Origin of the sequence: Laspinema sp. D2d, assembly GCF_025370755.1 — a bacterium.
Lineage (GTDB): Bacteria > Cyanobacteriota > Cyanobacteriia > Cyanobacteriales > Laspinemataceae > Laspinema.
On record NZ_JAMXFC010000024.1, the window covers coordinates 1 to 17,681 of the forward strand.

The window sequence follows — 17,681 nt, forward strand, 5'->3', positions numbered from 1 at the left end:
TCTCATTTTTGTCCTACACTCTTTTAACAGTGGCTCCCCTCCTGGTGGGTCAAATTTCGCTTAGTCTAAACTCCAGTGGTTAAAAGTAAGGGGCGAAGGGACCCGCCAACCCCGCCAGGAAGTTAGAGATAGAACTGACTCTTGAGACGGATACTCCAAAGGGAGGAAATTAGCTTTTTTTCAGGATTTGTCAGGGGTTAATTTAAGGAGAGAAACCCCTCAAATGCTTGCCCGGTGCTGGGTGGGAAATTATTTTAACCAATCTATTGCGGAAACTCAATCTAGGGGTTATCATTTCCTATGAACTACCTCTCAGGGTAGAGACGGGTCGGACTCTTCCTCTAAACTTAGAAATTTTCTGACTCCCGGCGTTGGAATTCCCACGAAGCTAATCCTAAAAAGGTCGAGAATTAGGCGATTTGAGGGCAGTTGCCTTCCATTTTCAGCCTAAACACCTGTCAGGGAATTTAGATAAATGGACTGAGCCGGATTTGGTATTCGGTGCTACATTAGATTGAGTAGCAATTTTGTAGCCTTAGTTACTTTTACGAGCTTTCAATAGGAGCAAACCCTAGATGCATCCAGTATGTATAATTCCTCTCAGCATTTCAGTCTGTGCCTTTCTGATTAATCGCCGCACCTCTGAGGAAACCGTAGGCGTGATGACCCTCACCCTAGCTGGACTTTTAGCCGTTGTAGCTTTAATCTTGGCCCCCTGGCAGGTTCAGATGTTGGGTGCTTTGGTTTTACTCTTTGATCGCTGTTATGGGTTGAAGATTCGCGGGTAAGGAATTGGGAGATTGGGGAGATTGGGGAGATTGGGAAGGGTATAGGGTGTTTATTCACAGTGCGATCGCTACAAAGGCGCTGTCTATAGGTTGTTTCAATTTGCTAGAACAGCATTTCTGCTTCTCACCCACTTTAGGCTGATTCGCTTCAGGGGATGGGGAGAATGGGGGAGATGACGCTAAAATTACGGGGTTGACGTAATGAAAACCCGATTAAATTTTCCCATCCTAGGCAATCCGGGATGGGAAAATTTCTTTAATTGTAAATATTTGTAAAATTAAGCGGTCAAAAAGTAGAATCCGTTGGAAATCTGGCTCAAAATAGAAAGTTGAATTGGTCGTCAATGCCACAAATGCCAAAAAAACCCTGGACAATTTGGGAGTAAAGGCGATCGCTTCTGTCAATTCAACGGGCTTTCCCAGTCCTTGATAATCCCTATCCCTTCACGCTTTCCCCAACCCCTTGGGCGACTGCCCTGTTATGAGTAAGCTTTATTAATATGATTCCCTTAGAACTGAGTTTAAAAAACTTTTTGAGCTATCGCGAAGCTACCCTGGACTTTCATGGGTTGCATACCGCCTGTATTTGTGGACCAAATGGTGCCGGAAAATCCTCCCTTTTGGAAGCCCTCGCCTGGTCCCTTTGGGGAAATAGTCGCGCTGGCACTGAGGATGATATTATTCATACGGGAGAAATGGAAGCGCGGGTTGATTTTACCTTCCAAACCAATCAGCAAATCTATCGGGTTATTCGTTCTCGCCAACGGGGTCAATCTAGTTCTCTGGAATTTCAAGTGGCGACGACTGCTGAGGATTTGACTCCGAATCAACTAGAACATTTAGAGTTTCGCGCGCTGACGGAGAAGGGTTTACGAGCGACTCAGGATAAGATTATCCAACATATCAAACTCGACTACGAAACCTTTACCAATTCATCTTACCTGCGCCAAGGTCGAGCGGATGAGTTCATGTTAAAACGACCCTCGGAACGGAAGCAAGTTTTGGCAACTCTACTCAGGTTAGACCATTATGATGAGTTAGCAGAACAGGCAAAAGACCGATCGCGCGAAGCAAAGGGTCAAGTCCAGTTGCTGGAACAGAGTTTAGCTTCGTTGCAGCAACGATTACAGGAAACCATTGCGATCGCCCAAAATCTGGAACAGGTAGAGGCACAAATTCTCCAGGGTCAGGAGGGGGTGAACCATCAGCGATCGCAATTACAAGAGTTTCAGCAACTCCAACTCCAACGCCAAAACTGGCAACAGCAAATCGCTCATCATCAGGACCGCGATCGCCAATTAAAAGAAGACTGCGATCGCACTCAACAAGAACTCAATCTCAACCATCGACGCCGCCAAGAATTAGAGGCACTCCTCAACCAAGAGGGTGAGATTTTGGCGGGATATCATCAATATCAGCAATTACAAGCGCAAGAAGAAGTTCAAGCTTCCAAATTCCAATCCTATCAACAAGCGACTCAACAGCGGCAGCAATTACAGGACCAGGAACGCAAAACTCTCGCTTCCCTAGAATCCCAAATTTCATCGACACAAGGGGAATTGGAGTATATTCGCCGCCAGGAAGCGGAACTACTGGAGATTTTGAATAAAGCGCCGGAAGTTGAAGCAGCGATCGCCAAATTACAACAAGCGCGCGATCGCCTCACTTATCTGGATGAGTTACATACCCGAGTTAAACCCCTGATGACCCGACAACAAACCCTCCAGGGGGAACTCGATCGCATTCGCACTCGGTTATCCGCACGTTTAGAAGAAATTGCCGGTCAAATTCATCGCCTGGAAGTGGAACAAGATAACAGCTATGTTTTAGAGGAGAGTTTGGGAGAAGTGGCGATCGCCATTCATGCTTTAGAGAAAAAACGCGTCTATCAACAACGGGTGCGAGAAAAAGGTTTAGAACGCCGCAGCTTTATGGAACGGCTAATGGCACAAACCTCCGATTATGAAACGCAACTGGCAGCAGTGACGCAAAAAATCCAGATGTTGCAAGTCCCGGATGCACTCTGTCCCCTGTGTGACAGACCCTTGGATGAACATCATTGGGATTTAGTGATTGAAAAGCAAAAAGCCCAAGAACAAGGGCTAAACAATCAGTTGTGGGTGTTGAAAGAACAACTGGCAACGAGCGATCGGGAAATTCAAATTCTGCGCCAGGAGTATCGGGAACTGGAAGAGGAGTTAAAACACTACAATGCCTTACGAGAACGTCGGGGACAATTACAAGCTCAAATTGATGCAACTTTAGCCTCTCGCGATCGGTTACAACATCTCACTATAGAAAAACAACAGTTGGAACAAGCTTTACACACGGGAAGTTATGCCGGTGAATTATACCAGGAACTGCAACAGGTGGAGCAGTCGCTGGAACAGTTAAATTACAATGATCAAGACCGCAGTTTGGCCCTGAATGAGGAGAAACGCTGGCGTTGGGGGGAAATTAAGCAAGGGCAAATTCAGCAATCCCAACGGCAAATGGCGCAATTACAAGTACGCAAGCCGGAGTTAGAACAACGACTAGCACAATTACAAGGGGCGTTACAGGAACAACAAACAAACTCTGCGTTGCAACAACAGATCGCCTTACTCGATCGCCACTTACAAACCATTGGCTATGACCCCCAGGAACATAATCGCCTCCGAGGTGCGTTAAGAAACGGGCAACTCTGGTTAGGACGACTGGAGGAGTTAAAGCAAGCACAGCAACAATATCCCCAGGTGGAACAGCGAATTGGGGAATTAACTCGGCAATTCGAGGCGCGATCAGGCGATCGCACGGCTGTGCGCCAGCAGATTCAAGCCCTGCATCAGCAACTCCAGGATATCCCTGACCCCGGCGATCGCATCAAAGCCACCGAAAAACAAATTCAGCTTTTGCGGTCCTCTCTGGATAGTTTACTGGCAACCAAAGGACGCCTAGAACAACAACAACAGCATCTCGCAGCCGTTAAAAGTCAGTCGGAAGAACAACGCAAACAACTGGAAACTTCTCGTCGGCAAGAACGGGTGTATCGGGAATTAGCAACGGCATTTGGCAAAAATGGCATCCAAGCCTTGATGATTGAAAATGTCTTGCCGCAGTTAGAAGGAGAAACCAATCAGATTCTATCTCGCCTCAGTGGCAATCAACTTCATGTGCAATTTGTGACTCAGCGTGCGACTCGGGGACGCAGCAAAAAAAATACCAAATTAATTGATACGTTGGATATTTTAATTGCCGATGCCCGAGGGACAAGAGCTTATGAAACTTATTCCGGAGGGGAGGCGTTTAGGATTAATTTTGCGATTCGATTAGCATTAGCGCGATTACTGGCTCATCGGGCGGGAACGTCGTTACAAATGTTAATTGTGGATGAAGGATTTGGAACCCAGGACCGGGAAGGGTGCGATCGCCTGATTGCCGCAATTAATGCGATCGCTTCGGAATTTGCTTGCATTCTTACCGTAACCCATATGCCGCAATTTCGCGAAGCCTTTCAAGCCCGCATTGAAGTCAGCAAAAATCAAAATGGTTCTCAACTCAGTTTATCCGTTTAATCCGGATTTCCTGACTCTAGGGAAATATCACTCTCCCTGTCCTGTCTCTCCGGACTATTTACCGCTTTTAAGTCTTGACAGGATTGCCAGTTGCCCGTAAAATTTAAAACTTTTAAAATTTAATTCCAAAATTTTTATAAATTAAATCACCCGGCAGACAAAACTATGCAGAAGGTAAAACGGTAGTATAAGCTACAATTTTAGGTTAAAAACCCGCCTAAATTTAAACCCGTACCCCGTCCTAAAAATTGAGGAATTGATGAGGAATTGATGATAATTTTTACAAAAGTTAAAATATCAGGGGATAAAAATAAATAATAATAGAAACTGAGAAAGCCCCGAGGTCTGTGCGGGGTACAGTCCCTCGTCAATTTAAGAACTTACAATCTAAGCGGCCCACCCAGAGTATTGGTGAGGTGTTCTCCATGTTAAATAATTTTTTTTTGCTTCCCCGCGTTATCCCTACTGTCTCCCTGAGTAATCCGTTGGAACACACTAAGATAGAAGACCCCCAAAAGCGTAGCGCCTTGTTGCGAAAAGTCATCGACCAAATCTGGCAATCTCTGGAACTCAAAACCATCCTCCAGACAGCGGTCGATGAGATTACCACCATGCTCAACTTAGATGCTTGTAGCTTCTTGTGGTACTTTGAGCGTACAGAACGGGTGCAAGTAGTCTGCAAACGGACCCGGAATCACGATTTAGCTGCATTAGAGGGAGCAAAAACCCTCTCTGAGGTGGGATATCATCCCTTAGACATTTTTGGAACCGCTGCCAGCGCGATCGCCCAAGGACAAATGGTGATTAGTTGCGGACCCCTGAACGAGTCCCGGACCTTTGCTGCCATGACACGTCTGATCGCCAATTGTCCCGTAGCACGTCCCCCCCAAAACTTGATACAGGGTGACGAACATCAGCCTCTGGAAATGGGTCAGCCCAACCCAGCCACTGCACCGGGGACATTGGATGCCCTTGCCAATTTATTAGTTCCCGTCAAAGGACAAGAGGGATGGATCGGCTTTATCGCCTGTCTCTCACAAGAAGCCCGCACTTGGTCAACCGCCGAGGTAGAATTTGTCCAACTGATCGCCCAACAATTGGAAATAGCCATTCGGCAAGCGCAACTGTACGATCGCGTTCAAAAACAAGCACAAAGAGAGAGATTGGTCAATCAAATTGTTAACCAAACCCGTCAGAGTTTCGACCTAGAAACCATTCTAACCCAGGCGATCGCCCAACTGTTAGAAGCCTTAGAGGTTGATCGCTGCTTGATCCACCTCGTCGAAGAGCGAGAAGAGGGCGTCACCGGCGATCGGCATCGCGAAGCCAGTTTCTGGAATGCCGCTAACGATGTAGCCTTCCGCCGAGAACATCTATTTGAAGTTTGTCGCCCTCCCTTTCCCTCCTCCTTGGATGACTTTGATACCCACGGACCCATCACCCAATGGACGATCGCCCATCGAGAAGAAGTCATCATCTCCGATGTCAACGAAGACTCCCGCATCGGCAAACAAAACGAAGAATACGAGAAAGCCGAGATTAAATCCTCAATGGTGATGCCGGTTCAAGCCAATGGCCGACTCCATGCGATTCTGTATATTAATCAATGTTCCCGAGTCCGGCAATGGTCCAAACATGACCGAGAACTCGCCCGCGCCGTCGCCGATCAACTCGCCATCTCCATCCAACAAGCCTGCTTATACGCCCAAAAAAGTGCCACAATGGAGCGGGAATCACTTCTACGCTTAATTGGGGAACATATTCGTCGCACTTTAGATATTAACACTATCTTGCAAACCAGTGCGCGGGAAGTGCGACAATTATTGGGAGCCGATCGCGTTGCGATTTATCAGTTTAGCAAAGAAACCGCAGGCAAAATCGTTGTAGAAGAAAGTACCGAAAAAATCTGTCTGCGGGAAGCCGTCAAAGAACATGATTGCTTTTACCAGGAATGTGCTGAACAATTGCAGGCAACAAAACAGCCTGTAGTTCGAGCCGTAGAGGATGTGTATAAAACCCATAGTAATGACGAACATCTCGCCTGTTGGCAACATTTACAAGTGCGGGCGAGTCTGAGCGTTCCCATCTCTCGCGGCAGCAAAGTTTGGGGACTACTGATTGTCCATGAATGCCATAAACCCCGAGGATGGCGGACTTCAGAAATAGAACTGTTGCAGCAACTGGCGGATCAGTTAGCGATCGCTATTCATCAAGCGGAATTATACGATCGCGCCTGCGCCAATGCGATCGCCGCCGAAACCAAAGCAGCGGAATTAGAACAAGCCTTACGCCAACTCCAAGAAACCCAAGCACAACTGATTCAAAGCGAAAAAATGTCTAGCTTAGGTCAATTAGTCGCCGGAGTCGCCCACGAAATCAATAATCCCGTTAACTTTATCTATGGGAACTTATCTCATGTGGATGGGTATGCTCAAGATCTGATGCAATTGCTAGAAGCCTATCAGGAACATTATCCGGAACCTGTGCCAGAAATCGAAGAAATTGCTGAAGAAATTGACCTCAACTTTCTGCGAGAAGATATGCCGAAAGTCCTCAATTCTATGAAAATCGGCGCTGATCGCATCCGAGAAATTGTCTTGTCTTTGCGTAATTTCTCCCGCCTAGACCAAGCCGAAATGAAATTTGCTAACCTTCATGAAGGCATTGATAACACTTTGCTAATTCTCCAAAACCGCTTGCGAGCCAAAGCCGGTCATTTAGGGATAGAATTAGTCAAAAACTATGGCAAACTGCCCCGAGTTGAGTGCTATCCGGGACAACTTAATCAGGTATTGATGAATATCATCAGTAATGGAATTGATGCCTTAGAGAGTTATAACGAAAGCCGAGCTATCGAAGAAATTCGGCAAAATCCCAGCCGGATTACCATTCGCACCCAATGGGTGAAAAACCAGGGACATAATGACCGAATCATCATCGCGATCGGCGATAATGGCCCTGGAATTCCTGACCCCATCAAAGCGCGATTATTCGACCCATTTTTTACTACAAAAGCTGTCGGAAAAGGCACCGGGTTGGGACTCTCGATTAGTTATCAAATCGTCGTCGAAAAACATAAAGGCGCGATCGAGTGTATTTCCAAACCGGGACAGGGTGCAGAATTCGTCATTGAAATTCCCGTCCGTCAATCCGAGACTGCGATCGTTTCCCAACCCCAACTCATGGCAGTCGGTTCCTAATACCCAGAAACCGGGTTTCTGCCACAACTGTTGCAAATTGTCCTAAATTTAGGCAAGAAACCCGGTTTCTGAACCCCAGACTAATTGTTGATTTTGCTTGTTTTTATTGTATTCTGTGCCTGGGTTGCAGGGTGGATTAGGATTCAGAGGCGGCCCTCTCGTTAATCCAATTTTCTGGTTCTGCTGGGGTTGGATGTGAGGTGATGAGGAGGTCAGGAGATAATTGTACTGCATTATCATTCCCGGTCTCATGCAAAATTTGTTTAATTTTAACCAGGGGAGTATTGACAATTTTGATAGAAGCGGGAATCATTTGTTCAGAAATAGATTCACTCGGTTGGGTCTGAACTAAGATAGAAAGTTGAGAAGATTTGGTTTGAGCGGCTGCTGACAGGAGACGGACAGACTCTAGGAGAGATTCTCTGGGTCTTTGGACTCGGACTAAAATGGGTTTATTGTTGAATTGTTGTTTGAGTATGGCATCAATTCCCTTGTGGCGATGGACTGGAATAGCATCTAATCCTTGCAATAAGGCTAAGGCTTCTTTATCTGCTGTTAAATAGGAATTGCGGCCTTTTTTGAGCAGATTTGAATCAGTTTTGATGGGATTGATCAGCCGTTGTTGGGTCAAGTTGACCGCATCTGCAGAAATATCCATTCCGATTCCGTGGCGGCCCAAAAGTTGGGCGGCGACTAAGGTTGTGCCGCTGCCGCAAAAGGGGTCGAGGATTAAATCTCCGGGATTGGTGGCAATTTCGATGATACGTTCCAGGAGGAGAATGGGTTTTTGGGTGGGATAACCGACCCGTTCTTTTGCTTTAGGATTGAGGTAGGGAATATCCCAGACATCGGATAAGGGAACGCCTTTTTTGCTATCATTGAGAATGACTTCCCCCTGTTCATCCCGGGCGTAGACGGATTTACCCTGGGGATTGCGCGATCGCCTCTGCAAGATTTGGTCTACATTGGTAGATCCTGAATAATCGGTATAGCGAGTATTAAACGTAAATGAATCAGTTTTTGAATAAAAATAAATGGTTTGATGGGCGGGTAATAATCCTTTTTTGGAATTAGACCAGCGTTTGTAATACCAAATAATTTCCGACCGAAACTGATCCAGTCCAAATACTTCATTTAAGAGGGAACGAATCAGGTAATTCGCTGTAGCATCGCAATGGACAAATATACTGCCAGAAGACTTGAGAACCCGATGCAATTGCACAAGTCGCTCATATAAAAATGTGGCATATTTTTTATGGCAACCCCACAAATCATCAAAGGAAAATTCTTTGCTGCCATCTCGGGTTTTGAGTTTATGGGTTTTTTCCGTGAAAAAGGGTGGGTCCAGATAAATAGCATCAACGGATTCATCCTGAATCTGTTCTAAAAGGTTGAGGCAATCCCCTGTAAAGACTTTCATATTCATGCTTTTTCAGTATTTCTTTTGGCAATTTTTTGTAGTATTTCTAGCAGATCAATATTGGTGCGATTTTTTACATATTGCCATGCGTCATTACCATAATGATATTCACCGCCGATTCCTTGATAAAGTGTTTCCAGGGTTTGTTGGACTCTTTTAGCTTGAGTTCTATTAGGATAATAAAACATAATGCGAATAGGCTTGTATCCTGCTTCTGCTATAACGCTAATTCGGGTATGTTCTTTGGTGATATGGTCTCCATCGGTGGTGGCATCCCGCCATTTAATTTCAATGGCATTATTACCCTCTAAGCAGTCAATTTCAAACGTTTTCGGGCGAGTACCTTTTGTATTCGGAATTCTCATAGAACCCGATTGAGGAAAACTGTAAAGAAAAGAAAGTTTCGTGGCACTTTCTAAAAAAGAGCCTGCATATTTATACAAAAAACGACCTTTATTTTGATAAAGGTCAATCCGGCGACCTTCTATATCAGTTACTCCCAGAACCTGGTAAATTAAAAAATGGGATAAATCGTCCTGCTCCATTTCATAAATTCTTGCTTTAATTTGCTTGTCCAATGCAGCGGCATATTTAGCAGCTAAAATTTGAATTTCTTCTTCAATAGTCATAGTTTTATATGGTTCTCTTACGAATTATTGTTTAAACCTAAACTGTTTTAGAAATAGTTTTTTTAGAAAATTGTAAAAGAAATATATTTTCCTGGACACATGATACATCTCTAAAAATAGTCAAGTTTTTGAAAGAAGACAATAATTATATTTGGTTATTTTTGCCATTTCATCTTACCTCAAGCTTAAACAATGTTAATGAAATTTGCACTTCATGCTGAGGTAAGATGAAGTCTGACTACCCTTTTATCTAAAAGGGAATTTCATCCTCTGGATCATCAACGGGGGGCTCTTTATAATAAGTTTTTGCCGGGGGTGGAGAGACCCTGGATGCGGTGGTGGGCTCCGATGGGATGGGAGTATGTGCGGCAGCCGATCGCCCTTTGTCCGTTGCTGTAGGGGCAGTGGTTCTGCGCGATTCTAAGGCTACCACATTGGTGGCGGGAGTTGCCTTATTGGGTTCCGATGCACCTTCGATTTGTTCCCCTAAACTGTGGATGCGTTGTGCGACTAATTCAGCCCGTTTTTCTTTAAATCCTTCGGGACGTTCTACGGTATTCATGCTTAATCGCCCTTCAATCACCACGCGATCGCCCACGCGATAGCGACTGTGAAGTTCTTGCGCAAAATTTCCCCATCCAATTACTTTTAAATTAGACGGCGGATCATTCTCCCGATAACTGGGAAACTCCACCAACATTTCGGCGATCGCTAAATTGTCACTGGTATAGCGCAATTGCGGTTCTTGAATGATTTGTGCCATTAAAATGCAGTTATTCATAATCTCTCAGGGTTAACTAGAACTTACTCCGACGAAACCTCTAACAGCAAATTGAATCTCATTTTGACTGGATTCATCTCTCTTAATTTTGCTCCTGTTTTTCCCTCCCTTGATTCATTATATTATATCGGTCTGTGGAGTCCCCATCCTACCCACCCAAGGGATTCTCCCCAGGGCGCAGGTGAGGCGATCGCCAGAAAAAGACGCCCTCAAGGGCGTCTCTTAAAATACCATAAAACCAGTTGTCGTCTTAATTATCTGCGCTCATACTCATCTCGCCGCCCTCCTGTTCATGAACAAAATCATGAACATACTTCCGGTACTGCATCAACGAGGTATCCACCCACTCGCGATCGGTACTGTTGGCGAAAATATGGACCATCGGTTCACCGGCATCCGGCAGAATCAATACCCAACTATCATCATGAGGGCGATCGAAAATCTTCACCCCATCGATTAACTCCAAATTATCCGCCGGGTGCGTTTCCACCAAATGACGCATCAGCGCCCCCTTCACCGTCCAAGGACAGCGAACCGTCTGGGTTTTATGACAGACTCGGGGAACCTCAGAACGAACCTGTCCCAGGGATTGTTCCTGTACCGTCAGCATCTCAATTGCTTTGGCGATACAGAACATTGCATCAAATCCCGGATGTAGTTCAGGGAAAATAAAGCCCATATCTCCACTGCCGCCTAACACCACATTGGGATTCGTATGACAAGCTTCCATTAAGGCCGTAGGATTGGCCTTAGTGCGAATTACTTTGCCATCATGACGACGGGCAATATGCTCCACTGCCGAAGACGCATGAACCGGCACAACCACCGTACTGCGGGGGTTCGTGGTCAAAATCATATGTACCATCACCGCCGTTAACAACTCCCCTCGGATGGAACTGCCGCTTTCATCGACTAAAATCAACAATTCCCCGTTTGCCGAGACTTGTGCACCAAAGTTAGCGTGCAGGGCCTCCACCACCTGGCCGAGTTGTAGGAGTAAATTTTCCCGTTCTTCGTTAACAGGTGCCATCTGACTCAAGCTGGCATTCAGAACCACCGCATCGGAGCCAAATTTGGCTAAAAGCTGCGGTAAAACGGCCCCGGATACGGCGTAAGCGTAATCGATGACGACTTTGGAGTTACTATATCGAATCGCTTCTACATTCAGGTGTTTTTCAAACCCGGTACTGTACAAATCCAGCACTTGACTTGGATAGGCCATGTTACCAATTTCTTGAATCTGGGCACGGCGAAAATCTTCCTTAAAATACGCCCCCTCAATTTTCTTCTCCCGCGCCTTGGAGATATTGATACCTTTATTATCAAAGAACTCAATCAGCAATGAATCTGGGCGGTCCGGGTGCAAGCGGACATGAAGTCCGCCCTCGACGGAGAGGGTCGGGACGATATAGCGGGCGACGGGTATCGCCGTTGCTTCCAAGTTTTGGACATGGGTGCCGACAGACATCAATCCGGCAATTAAGGACCGGGAAACCATGCGGGAGATGCTGCGTTGGTCTCGGGAGACCGTAATGCTGGCACCGGGTTGGAGGGTGGACCCGTAAGCGGCCCCTAATTTCACGGCAAATTCCGGGGTGATATCGATGTTGGCGAGTCCGGAGACCCCGCGTTGGGCGAATAGATTCCGCTGGGCCGCTTGACCCCAAATTAAATTAATGTTGAGGGTCGCACCCGATTCGATTTTTTTGCTAGGCCAAACGCGCACTCCGGGACTGATTTGGGCTTCTTCTCCGACGGTGGAGAGGGACCCGACAACGGCCCCTTCGAGGACATGAGCACGACGGTCTACCCGGACGCCCCGACCGGCTACACAGGCGCGTAAATGGGCTTCATCGCCGATGATTGCGCCGTTCCATACGATGGGTCGTTTGAGGTCGGCATCGGCTCCTATGGTGACGTTATCGCCGAGGACGGTGCCGGATTCGAGTTTGGCCCTGGCTCCGATGCGGCAGTTATCACCGATGACGACGGGGGTTTCGATTTTGGCGGTGGGGTCGATAAAAGTGTTTTGACCGACCCATAACCCGGGCGATCGCAATTCGTAGGCAAAATCTAGTTTGACTTTTTGCAAGAGGCCATCATATTGCGATTCTCGATAGGCGTCTAAATGGCCGACATCACACCAGTACCCTTCGGCAACATAGCCATACATGGGGTCGCCTTTTTTCAGCAAGAGGGGAAATAAATCTTTAGAAAAATCGCTTTCTTGATTAGCGGGTAGATAATCTAGCACCTCCGGTTCGAGGATATAAATGCCGGTGTTGACCGTATCGGAAAAAATTTCACTGGTTGAGGGTTTTTCTAAAAATCGCTGAATTCGCAGTTGCTCATCCGTAATGACGACCCCAAATTCTACGGGGTTGGGAACTCGGGTCAATACTAAGGTGGCTTTTGATCCCTTTTCTTTATGGAATTTAATCGCTGCGGTGAGGTCAAAGTCAGTGATGCTGTCACCGCTAATGACTAAGAAAGTCTCATCCAGAAGTTCGGCAATATTTTTGACGCATCCAGCGGTTCCCAGGGGTTGGTCCTCTTCCACGGCATAAGTCATCTGAACCCCAAATTCGTTGCCGTCTTGGAAGTAATCTCTCATGACGTCCGGCAGGTAGTGCAGGGTGGCAATAATTTCGGTGATGTGATGCCGTCTGAGGAGATTGACGATGTGTTCGGCGATGGGTCGATTTAGAATGGGGACCATCGGTTTGGGTAAGTCGCAGGTTAGGGGTCTGAGCCGGGTTCCCGAACCGCCTGCCATGAGCACTGCTCGCATAATTCCTCCTTGATCGTTTTTATTTTATGGGGTAGTCGCAACATTACGGGTCGTAATGTGTAACCTTTTGTCGTACTCTAGTATGCTATGCCACTCGCGCAGCTTGAGCGCTTCATGAGCGATCGCCTTGACCTCTAAAGCCTCCAGAACCTGGGTGCTTGGGTAGAGGTTGCCCTCGGGTTTGCGCTCTTGATTGGGCTTTCCTGCTGGTTGGGGGCGGCTTTCTTTGGGTGGTACAGTTTTAATCGTTGGGCAAAGGGTACTACCCTGTCTCCATCCTCCAGATAGATGTTGGGATCCCATCCCATGAATCCGAGGCGATCGCGGTTTTTATCCCACACTGGAGAGTTCTCCCAATTCCCACCGATGGCGGATTATCCGATCGCTCTTTTTTTCTTCCTAATTCCTTCCGATGACTCCTGGGGAAGGGACTAATTTCAATACTTTTTTCCATGACTCGACAAGCGCTATGGTTAACGGCAAAGGGTGAGTTAAGGCAACCCGCAAAAATTGTCTTTATCTCCCTAAATTGCGATCGCTCCTCTTGATACTCTTTCTCACCGATACCACAAAACGCGCTCCAACTCTGCCACTGAGATAACAAACCGCCCGAAATTAATCCGATATTACCCCCGGCTATGGCGTAAATGCTTCTCTCATTCGGGTCAAACTCACCGGATGCGATCGCCAGGAGTAGCAGCAAATGAGTGCGATCGAGTAATCTTATAGATAGAAGAATATAGAGAGAAGCGGTTCATCATGACCGCTCTTGAAAATTGCTCTCTAGGTCGCCCAAAGGTCAAAAAACCCCTTAGCGACCTAAAATCCAACATTGATGCTTAGGGGACTCAAGACGATGATGCAGTTAGTAGGTTTAGCCTTGCTGGTTCTGTATGCTGCCGGAGGTTGGAAGTTTTGGAAGGGGTTTAGACGGACCAATTTTACTGAGGGTCGTCTGTACTTAACCCTCTTATGGCCCGTTTTGGTGGTTAATAAGTCTTATCGTAAGAATTTTACTAAGGCCCTCAAGGGTCGCTAATCTCGCACCCACTCCCCATCCAAATGGGTAAAATAATCAGGCCAATCCTAGGGATAATGGTTCATGTCTAAAGTTTCAAATAGTAGTCCACCAAATGCCGAGTTCTTAGGCCCTGACCCCTGGCAACCTCGGCTTTCTCCTGTAGCATCTCGCTTTAATCAGGAGTATCAGGGGGACCCGATTGAACTTCCCCCGGAAGTGGAGTCGATGCCAATTTTTCACGATCGCGTTTCCGGTGCGTTACAAGCGTCTCAAGTTTCTCCGTTCTGGGAGATTGCTAAACCTAAAAAAAATCAGCGCTGTCTGGATATTGGCTGTGGGGTCAGTTTCTTGGTCTATCCTTGGCGAGATTGGGAGGCTTATTTTTATGGTCAAGAAATCAGTACCGTGGCGCGAGATGCCCTCAATTCTCGGGGTCCGCAATTGAATTCTAAGTTGTTTAAAGGGGTCTGTTTAGGACCCGCCCATCGTCTGAATTATGGGGAAGATGCCTTTGATTTGGCGATCGCAACGGGGTTTAGTTGCTATTATCCTTTAGCGTATTGGACGGATGTCCTGGCCGAAGTCAAACGGGTTTTAAAACCCGAGGGTTCTTTTGTTTTTGATGTGGTCAACCCGGAAGCAACTCTCGCAGAAAATTGGGGAATTTTAGAAATGTATCTGGGCACTGAGGTGTTTTTAGAACCCATCACGGAATGGGAAAAACTAATTAAAGCATCGGGCTGCAAAATCGTAAAGCGATCGGAAGGCAAGCTCTTTTCTATGTATAAAGTGAAATTTGAATAGCCAAAACTAACACCCAATCCGGTGCATCTCCAAAGCCCGCCCCGTCGGGCTACCCTTCAAAATCAGATTATGATCTGCAATTTTTCCAGCCCCGATTTATGACGGTAACTCCCTCAATTTGGCTGATTGGCGGTACGAGTGAAAGCCGGGAATTAGCTCAAGTTCTAGCTGTTAATCACCTCCCCTGTACGATTTCGGTGACCACCGAATCCGCGCGATCGCTCTATCCCTGTACTCCCCTGTTGCAAGTCTGGGTCGGTCAGCTAGAGGGCGATCGTCTTCAAGATTTTATCTTCTCACATAAAATTATTGCCATCCTAGACGCCTCGCACCCATACGCAACCCATATCTCACAATTAGCGATAAAAGCTGGTGAAAAGTATAGGTTACCCTACTTACGCTATGAACGAAAGCCAATCACTCACTCACATTCCCCACCGGAGAAAGCGATTGAAAATGAGAAAATTTTGAGCTTACCCAGCTTTGAAACCTTAATCGAGGGAGAATATTTAGCGGGAGAGCGAGTCTTACTGACCACGGGATATCGCACATTACATTTGTTTCAACCCTGGCAGGAGCGATCGCTTATGTATGCGCGGGTACTTCCCGCAGTCACCTCCCTAGAAGCGGCCCTGGCTGCCGGATTCACCCCCGATCGCATCATCGGGATCCGCCCCCCAATCTCCCTCGAATTAGAACGCGCACTCTGGCAACATTGGCAAATTACCCTAGTCGTCAGCAAAGCATCAGGGACCCCAGGGGGAGAACCCATCAAACGCCAACTGGCAACAGAACTCGGGGTCAAACTCATCCTCATTGATCGACCCCTAGTCGCCTATCCCCAGCAAACCGATGACTTATCTACTGCTGTCGCCTTTTGTCGTACCCACTTCTGCGATCGTCTGGGTGATACCTCTCTCCCTGGGAACTAAAGTCATTCTCCCGTTCAACGTCATGACTTCAGGGTTCAAAAATCAGCGAATTTTGGATGAGGTCCTTCCCTAACCCTAGGAGAAATGGCATACCTGAGTTTGAGAAGAGCGACCCTTGATCCAAAACTGAGGATCTTGATGCCACAACCAGAGAGAAAGTAAGGGAGAATGAAAACAGACGCGATCGGCGTCGGGGTTAATAAAGATTTGAGCAGATTATGGCTAGAGTTCTTATTGAAAACGTTTACAAAAGTTATGGCGATCGCCGGGAAAAACCAACGCCACTCCCACCCGACGGGATATCGGGGACGGATGACACCTCTACCCCTGGGTTAAAACCGGCCCAGATTTTGCGGCGGATTAACCTCACCGTTGAAGATGGTGAGTTTATGGTCCTGGTGGGACCGTCAGGATGTGGCAAAAGTACCCTATTACGCTTGATTGCGGGATTAGAAGAATTAACGGCTGGGAATATTTGGGTAGGCGATCGCCTCCTCAATGACCTCCCCCCCAAGGACCGCGATATCGCAATGGTGTTTCAAAACTACGCCCTCTATCCCCATCTCAAGGTTTATGACAACATTGCCTTTGGGTTGCGGCGAACCCTGGTGATGAATGATGCCACATCCGAGGGAACGCCCGCCCGAGAGGATGCCGCCTCAGTCCCGAATTGGGCGGAAGATGCCCTAGTTTCCCTGACGCGGAATCTCCCCAAATATCTGCGCTATCTTTCCCCAAAAGAACGGGAAGTAGATCAACGGGTCCGAACCGTAGCGGGGTTACTGCAAATCGAAGCATTACTCGATCGCCTGCCCAAACAACTCTCCGGGGGTCAAAAACAACGGGTGGCCCTGGGACGCGCAATGGCGCGAAATCCCCAAGTGTTTTTAATGGATGAACCCCTGTCTAATTTAGATGCTAAATTGCGGGCGGAAACGCGCAGTCAAATCGTGAAATTGCAGCGACAGTTAGAGACGACGACAATTTATGTGACCCATGATCAAACCGAAGCGATGACGATGGGCGATCGCATTGCGGTGATGAATGCGGGACAAATTCAACAGATTGCTGCGCCACTGGAACTGTATCACCGACCGGCCAATCTGTTTGTCGCTGAATTTATTGGGTCCCCGCCCATGAACTTTATTCCGGTACAGTTTAAGGCCCCGTTATCCATCACCCATGACTCGTTTCGGTTTACCTTGCCGGAATATTGGGGGACTGCGTTACAAGGGTATGACGGGCGATCGCTAATTTTAGGAATTCGTCCCGAACATTTGAGTGTGAGTCCGGCAGCGACTAAAAATATGAAAGTGAAGGTGGATTTAGTTGAGGCGTTGGGTTCGGAGACCTATATTGTGGGTACATTGCCAAACCATGACCTGCCTAAACCGATTCAGGCACGAATTGAACCCGATTGGATGGTGCATCCGGGGGAGGAGATTTGGTTGGCGATCGCCCTAGAAAAAATTCACCTGTTTGATATGGAGACAGGACGGGCAATTTTTGCCAGTGACCGTTAAAGGGGGATCCTGGGGGGCAAACCCAAACCCGGTTGTCAACAGTTAGTTTTCTCTATCAGCCCGCGCAGGCGGGCTTTGTCCCTGTAGCCCCACCGTTGACGGGTGCGGGCTAGAGCAGATTTCAGGCGATCGGCCCCCTGCCCCTAGCAAGCTAATTCACAAAGTTGTCACTTTTGCAATAAATTGTTACAATTTTTAATGAAAGCAAACAAACCTTTATGAATTGGAGTTTAATGTG

Annotated in this window: 13 protein-coding genes; 7 read left to right on the forward strand and 6 right to left on the reverse strand. The window is 47.1% G+C overall.

Going from position 1 to position 17,681, the window contains the following annotated elements:
- Positions 1–575 precede the first annotated feature (575 nt).
- The 3 genes from NG796_RS16355 to NG796_RS16365 all read left to right on the forward strand — a co-directional run bounded on the left by NG796_RS16355 (position 576) and on the right by NG796_RS16365 (position 7,542).
- Positions 576–788, forward strand: a complete 213-nt coding sequence (locus tag NG796_RS16355; RefSeq protein ID WP_261207907.1) for a hypothetical protein — start codon at positions 576–578, stop codon at positions 786–788.
- 500 nt (positions 789–1,288) lie between these two features.
- Positions 1,289–4,342 carry an AAA family ATPase gene (gene sbcC / locus NG796_RS16360; protein WP_261207908.1) on the forward strand — a complete coding sequence of 1,018 codons (3,054 nt, stop codon included), beginning with the start codon at positions 1,289–1,291 and terminating at the stop codon, positions 4,340–4,342.
- Between the two features lie 425 nt (positions 4,343–4,767).
- Entirely contained in the window at positions 4,768–7,542 is a 2,775-nt protein-coding gene (locus NG796_RS16365; RefSeq protein ID WP_261207909.1) for a GAF domain-containing protein, read from the forward strand.
- A gap of 136 nt (positions 7,543–7,678) precedes the next feature.
- Here NG796_RS16365 and NG796_RS16370 read toward each other — a convergent pair whose 3' ends face one another.
- From NG796_RS16370 to NG796_RS16395, 6 genes are all read right to left on the reverse strand, one after another.
- Positions 7,679–8,962, reverse strand: a complete 1,284-nt coding sequence (locus NG796_RS16370; RefSeq protein ID WP_261207910.1) for a DNA-methyltransferase — start codon at positions 8,960–8,962, stop codon at positions 7,679–7,681.
- Between the two features lie 2 nt (positions 8,963–8,964).
- Complete coding sequence (locus NG796_RS16375) at positions 8,965–9,591, reverse strand: ApaLI family restriction endonuclease (RefSeq protein WP_261207911.1); 627 nt, start codon at positions 9,589–9,591, stop codon at positions 8,965–8,967.
- A gap of 250 nt (positions 9,592–9,841) precedes the next feature.
- The gene (locus tag NG796_RS16380) at positions 9,842–10,372 is read right to left on the reverse strand and encodes a single-stranded DNA-binding protein (RefSeq protein WP_261207912.1); all 531 of its coding nucleotides are present in this window, start codon (positions 10,370–10,372) and stop codon (positions 9,842–9,844) included.
- A 250-nt stretch (positions 10,373–10,622) separates the two neighbouring features.
- Positions 10,623–13,163 (reverse strand): mannose-1-phosphate guanyltransferase, encoded by a 2,541-nt coding sequence (locus NG796_RS16385; protein ID WP_261207913.1) that lies wholly within the window; start codon positions 13,161–13,163, stop codon positions 10,623–10,625.
- Between the two features lie 24 nt (positions 13,164–13,187).
- The gene (locus NG796_RS16390) at positions 13,188–13,466 is read right to left on the reverse strand and encodes a hypothetical protein (RefSeq protein WP_261207914.1); all 279 of its coding nucleotides are present in this window, start codon (positions 13,464–13,466) and stop codon (positions 13,188–13,190) included.
- Positions 13,426–13,866, reverse strand: a complete 441-nt coding sequence (locus NG796_RS16395) for a hypothetical protein (RefSeq protein ID WP_261207915.1) — start codon at positions 13,864–13,866, stop codon at positions 13,426–13,428. Before NG796_RS16395 ends, NG796_RS16390 begins: the two co-directional genes overlap by 41 nt.
- 153 nt (positions 13,867–14,019) lie before the next feature.
- Between NG796_RS16395 and NG796_RS16400 the strand changes: the two genes are divergently transcribed.
- The 4 genes from NG796_RS16400 to NG796_RS16415 all read left to right on the forward strand — a co-directional run bounded on the left by NG796_RS16400 (position 14,020) and on the right by NG796_RS16415 (position 17,443).
- Positions 14,020–14,202, forward strand: a complete 183-nt coding sequence (locus tag NG796_RS16400; protein WP_261200096.1) for a hypothetical protein — start codon at positions 14,020–14,022, stop codon at positions 14,200–14,202.
- 63 nt (positions 14,203–14,265) lie between these two features.
- Entirely contained in the window at positions 14,266–14,988 is a 723-nt protein-coding gene (locus tag NG796_RS16405; protein WP_261207916.1) for a class I SAM-dependent methyltransferase, read from the forward strand.
- 98 nt (positions 14,989–15,086) lie between these two features.
- Positions 15,087–15,920: a cobalt-precorrin-6A reductase gene (locus NG796_RS16410; RefSeq protein ID WP_261207917.1), complete on the forward strand. Its 834-nt coding sequence runs from the start codon at positions 15,087–15,089 to the stop codon at positions 15,918–15,920.
- A gap of 218 nt (positions 15,921–16,138) precedes the next feature.
- Complete coding sequence (locus NG796_RS16415) at positions 16,139–17,443, forward strand: ABC transporter ATP-binding protein (protein WP_261207918.1); 1,305 nt, start codon at positions 16,139–16,141, stop codon at positions 17,441–17,443.
- Positions 17,444–17,681 lie beyond the last annotated feature (238 nt).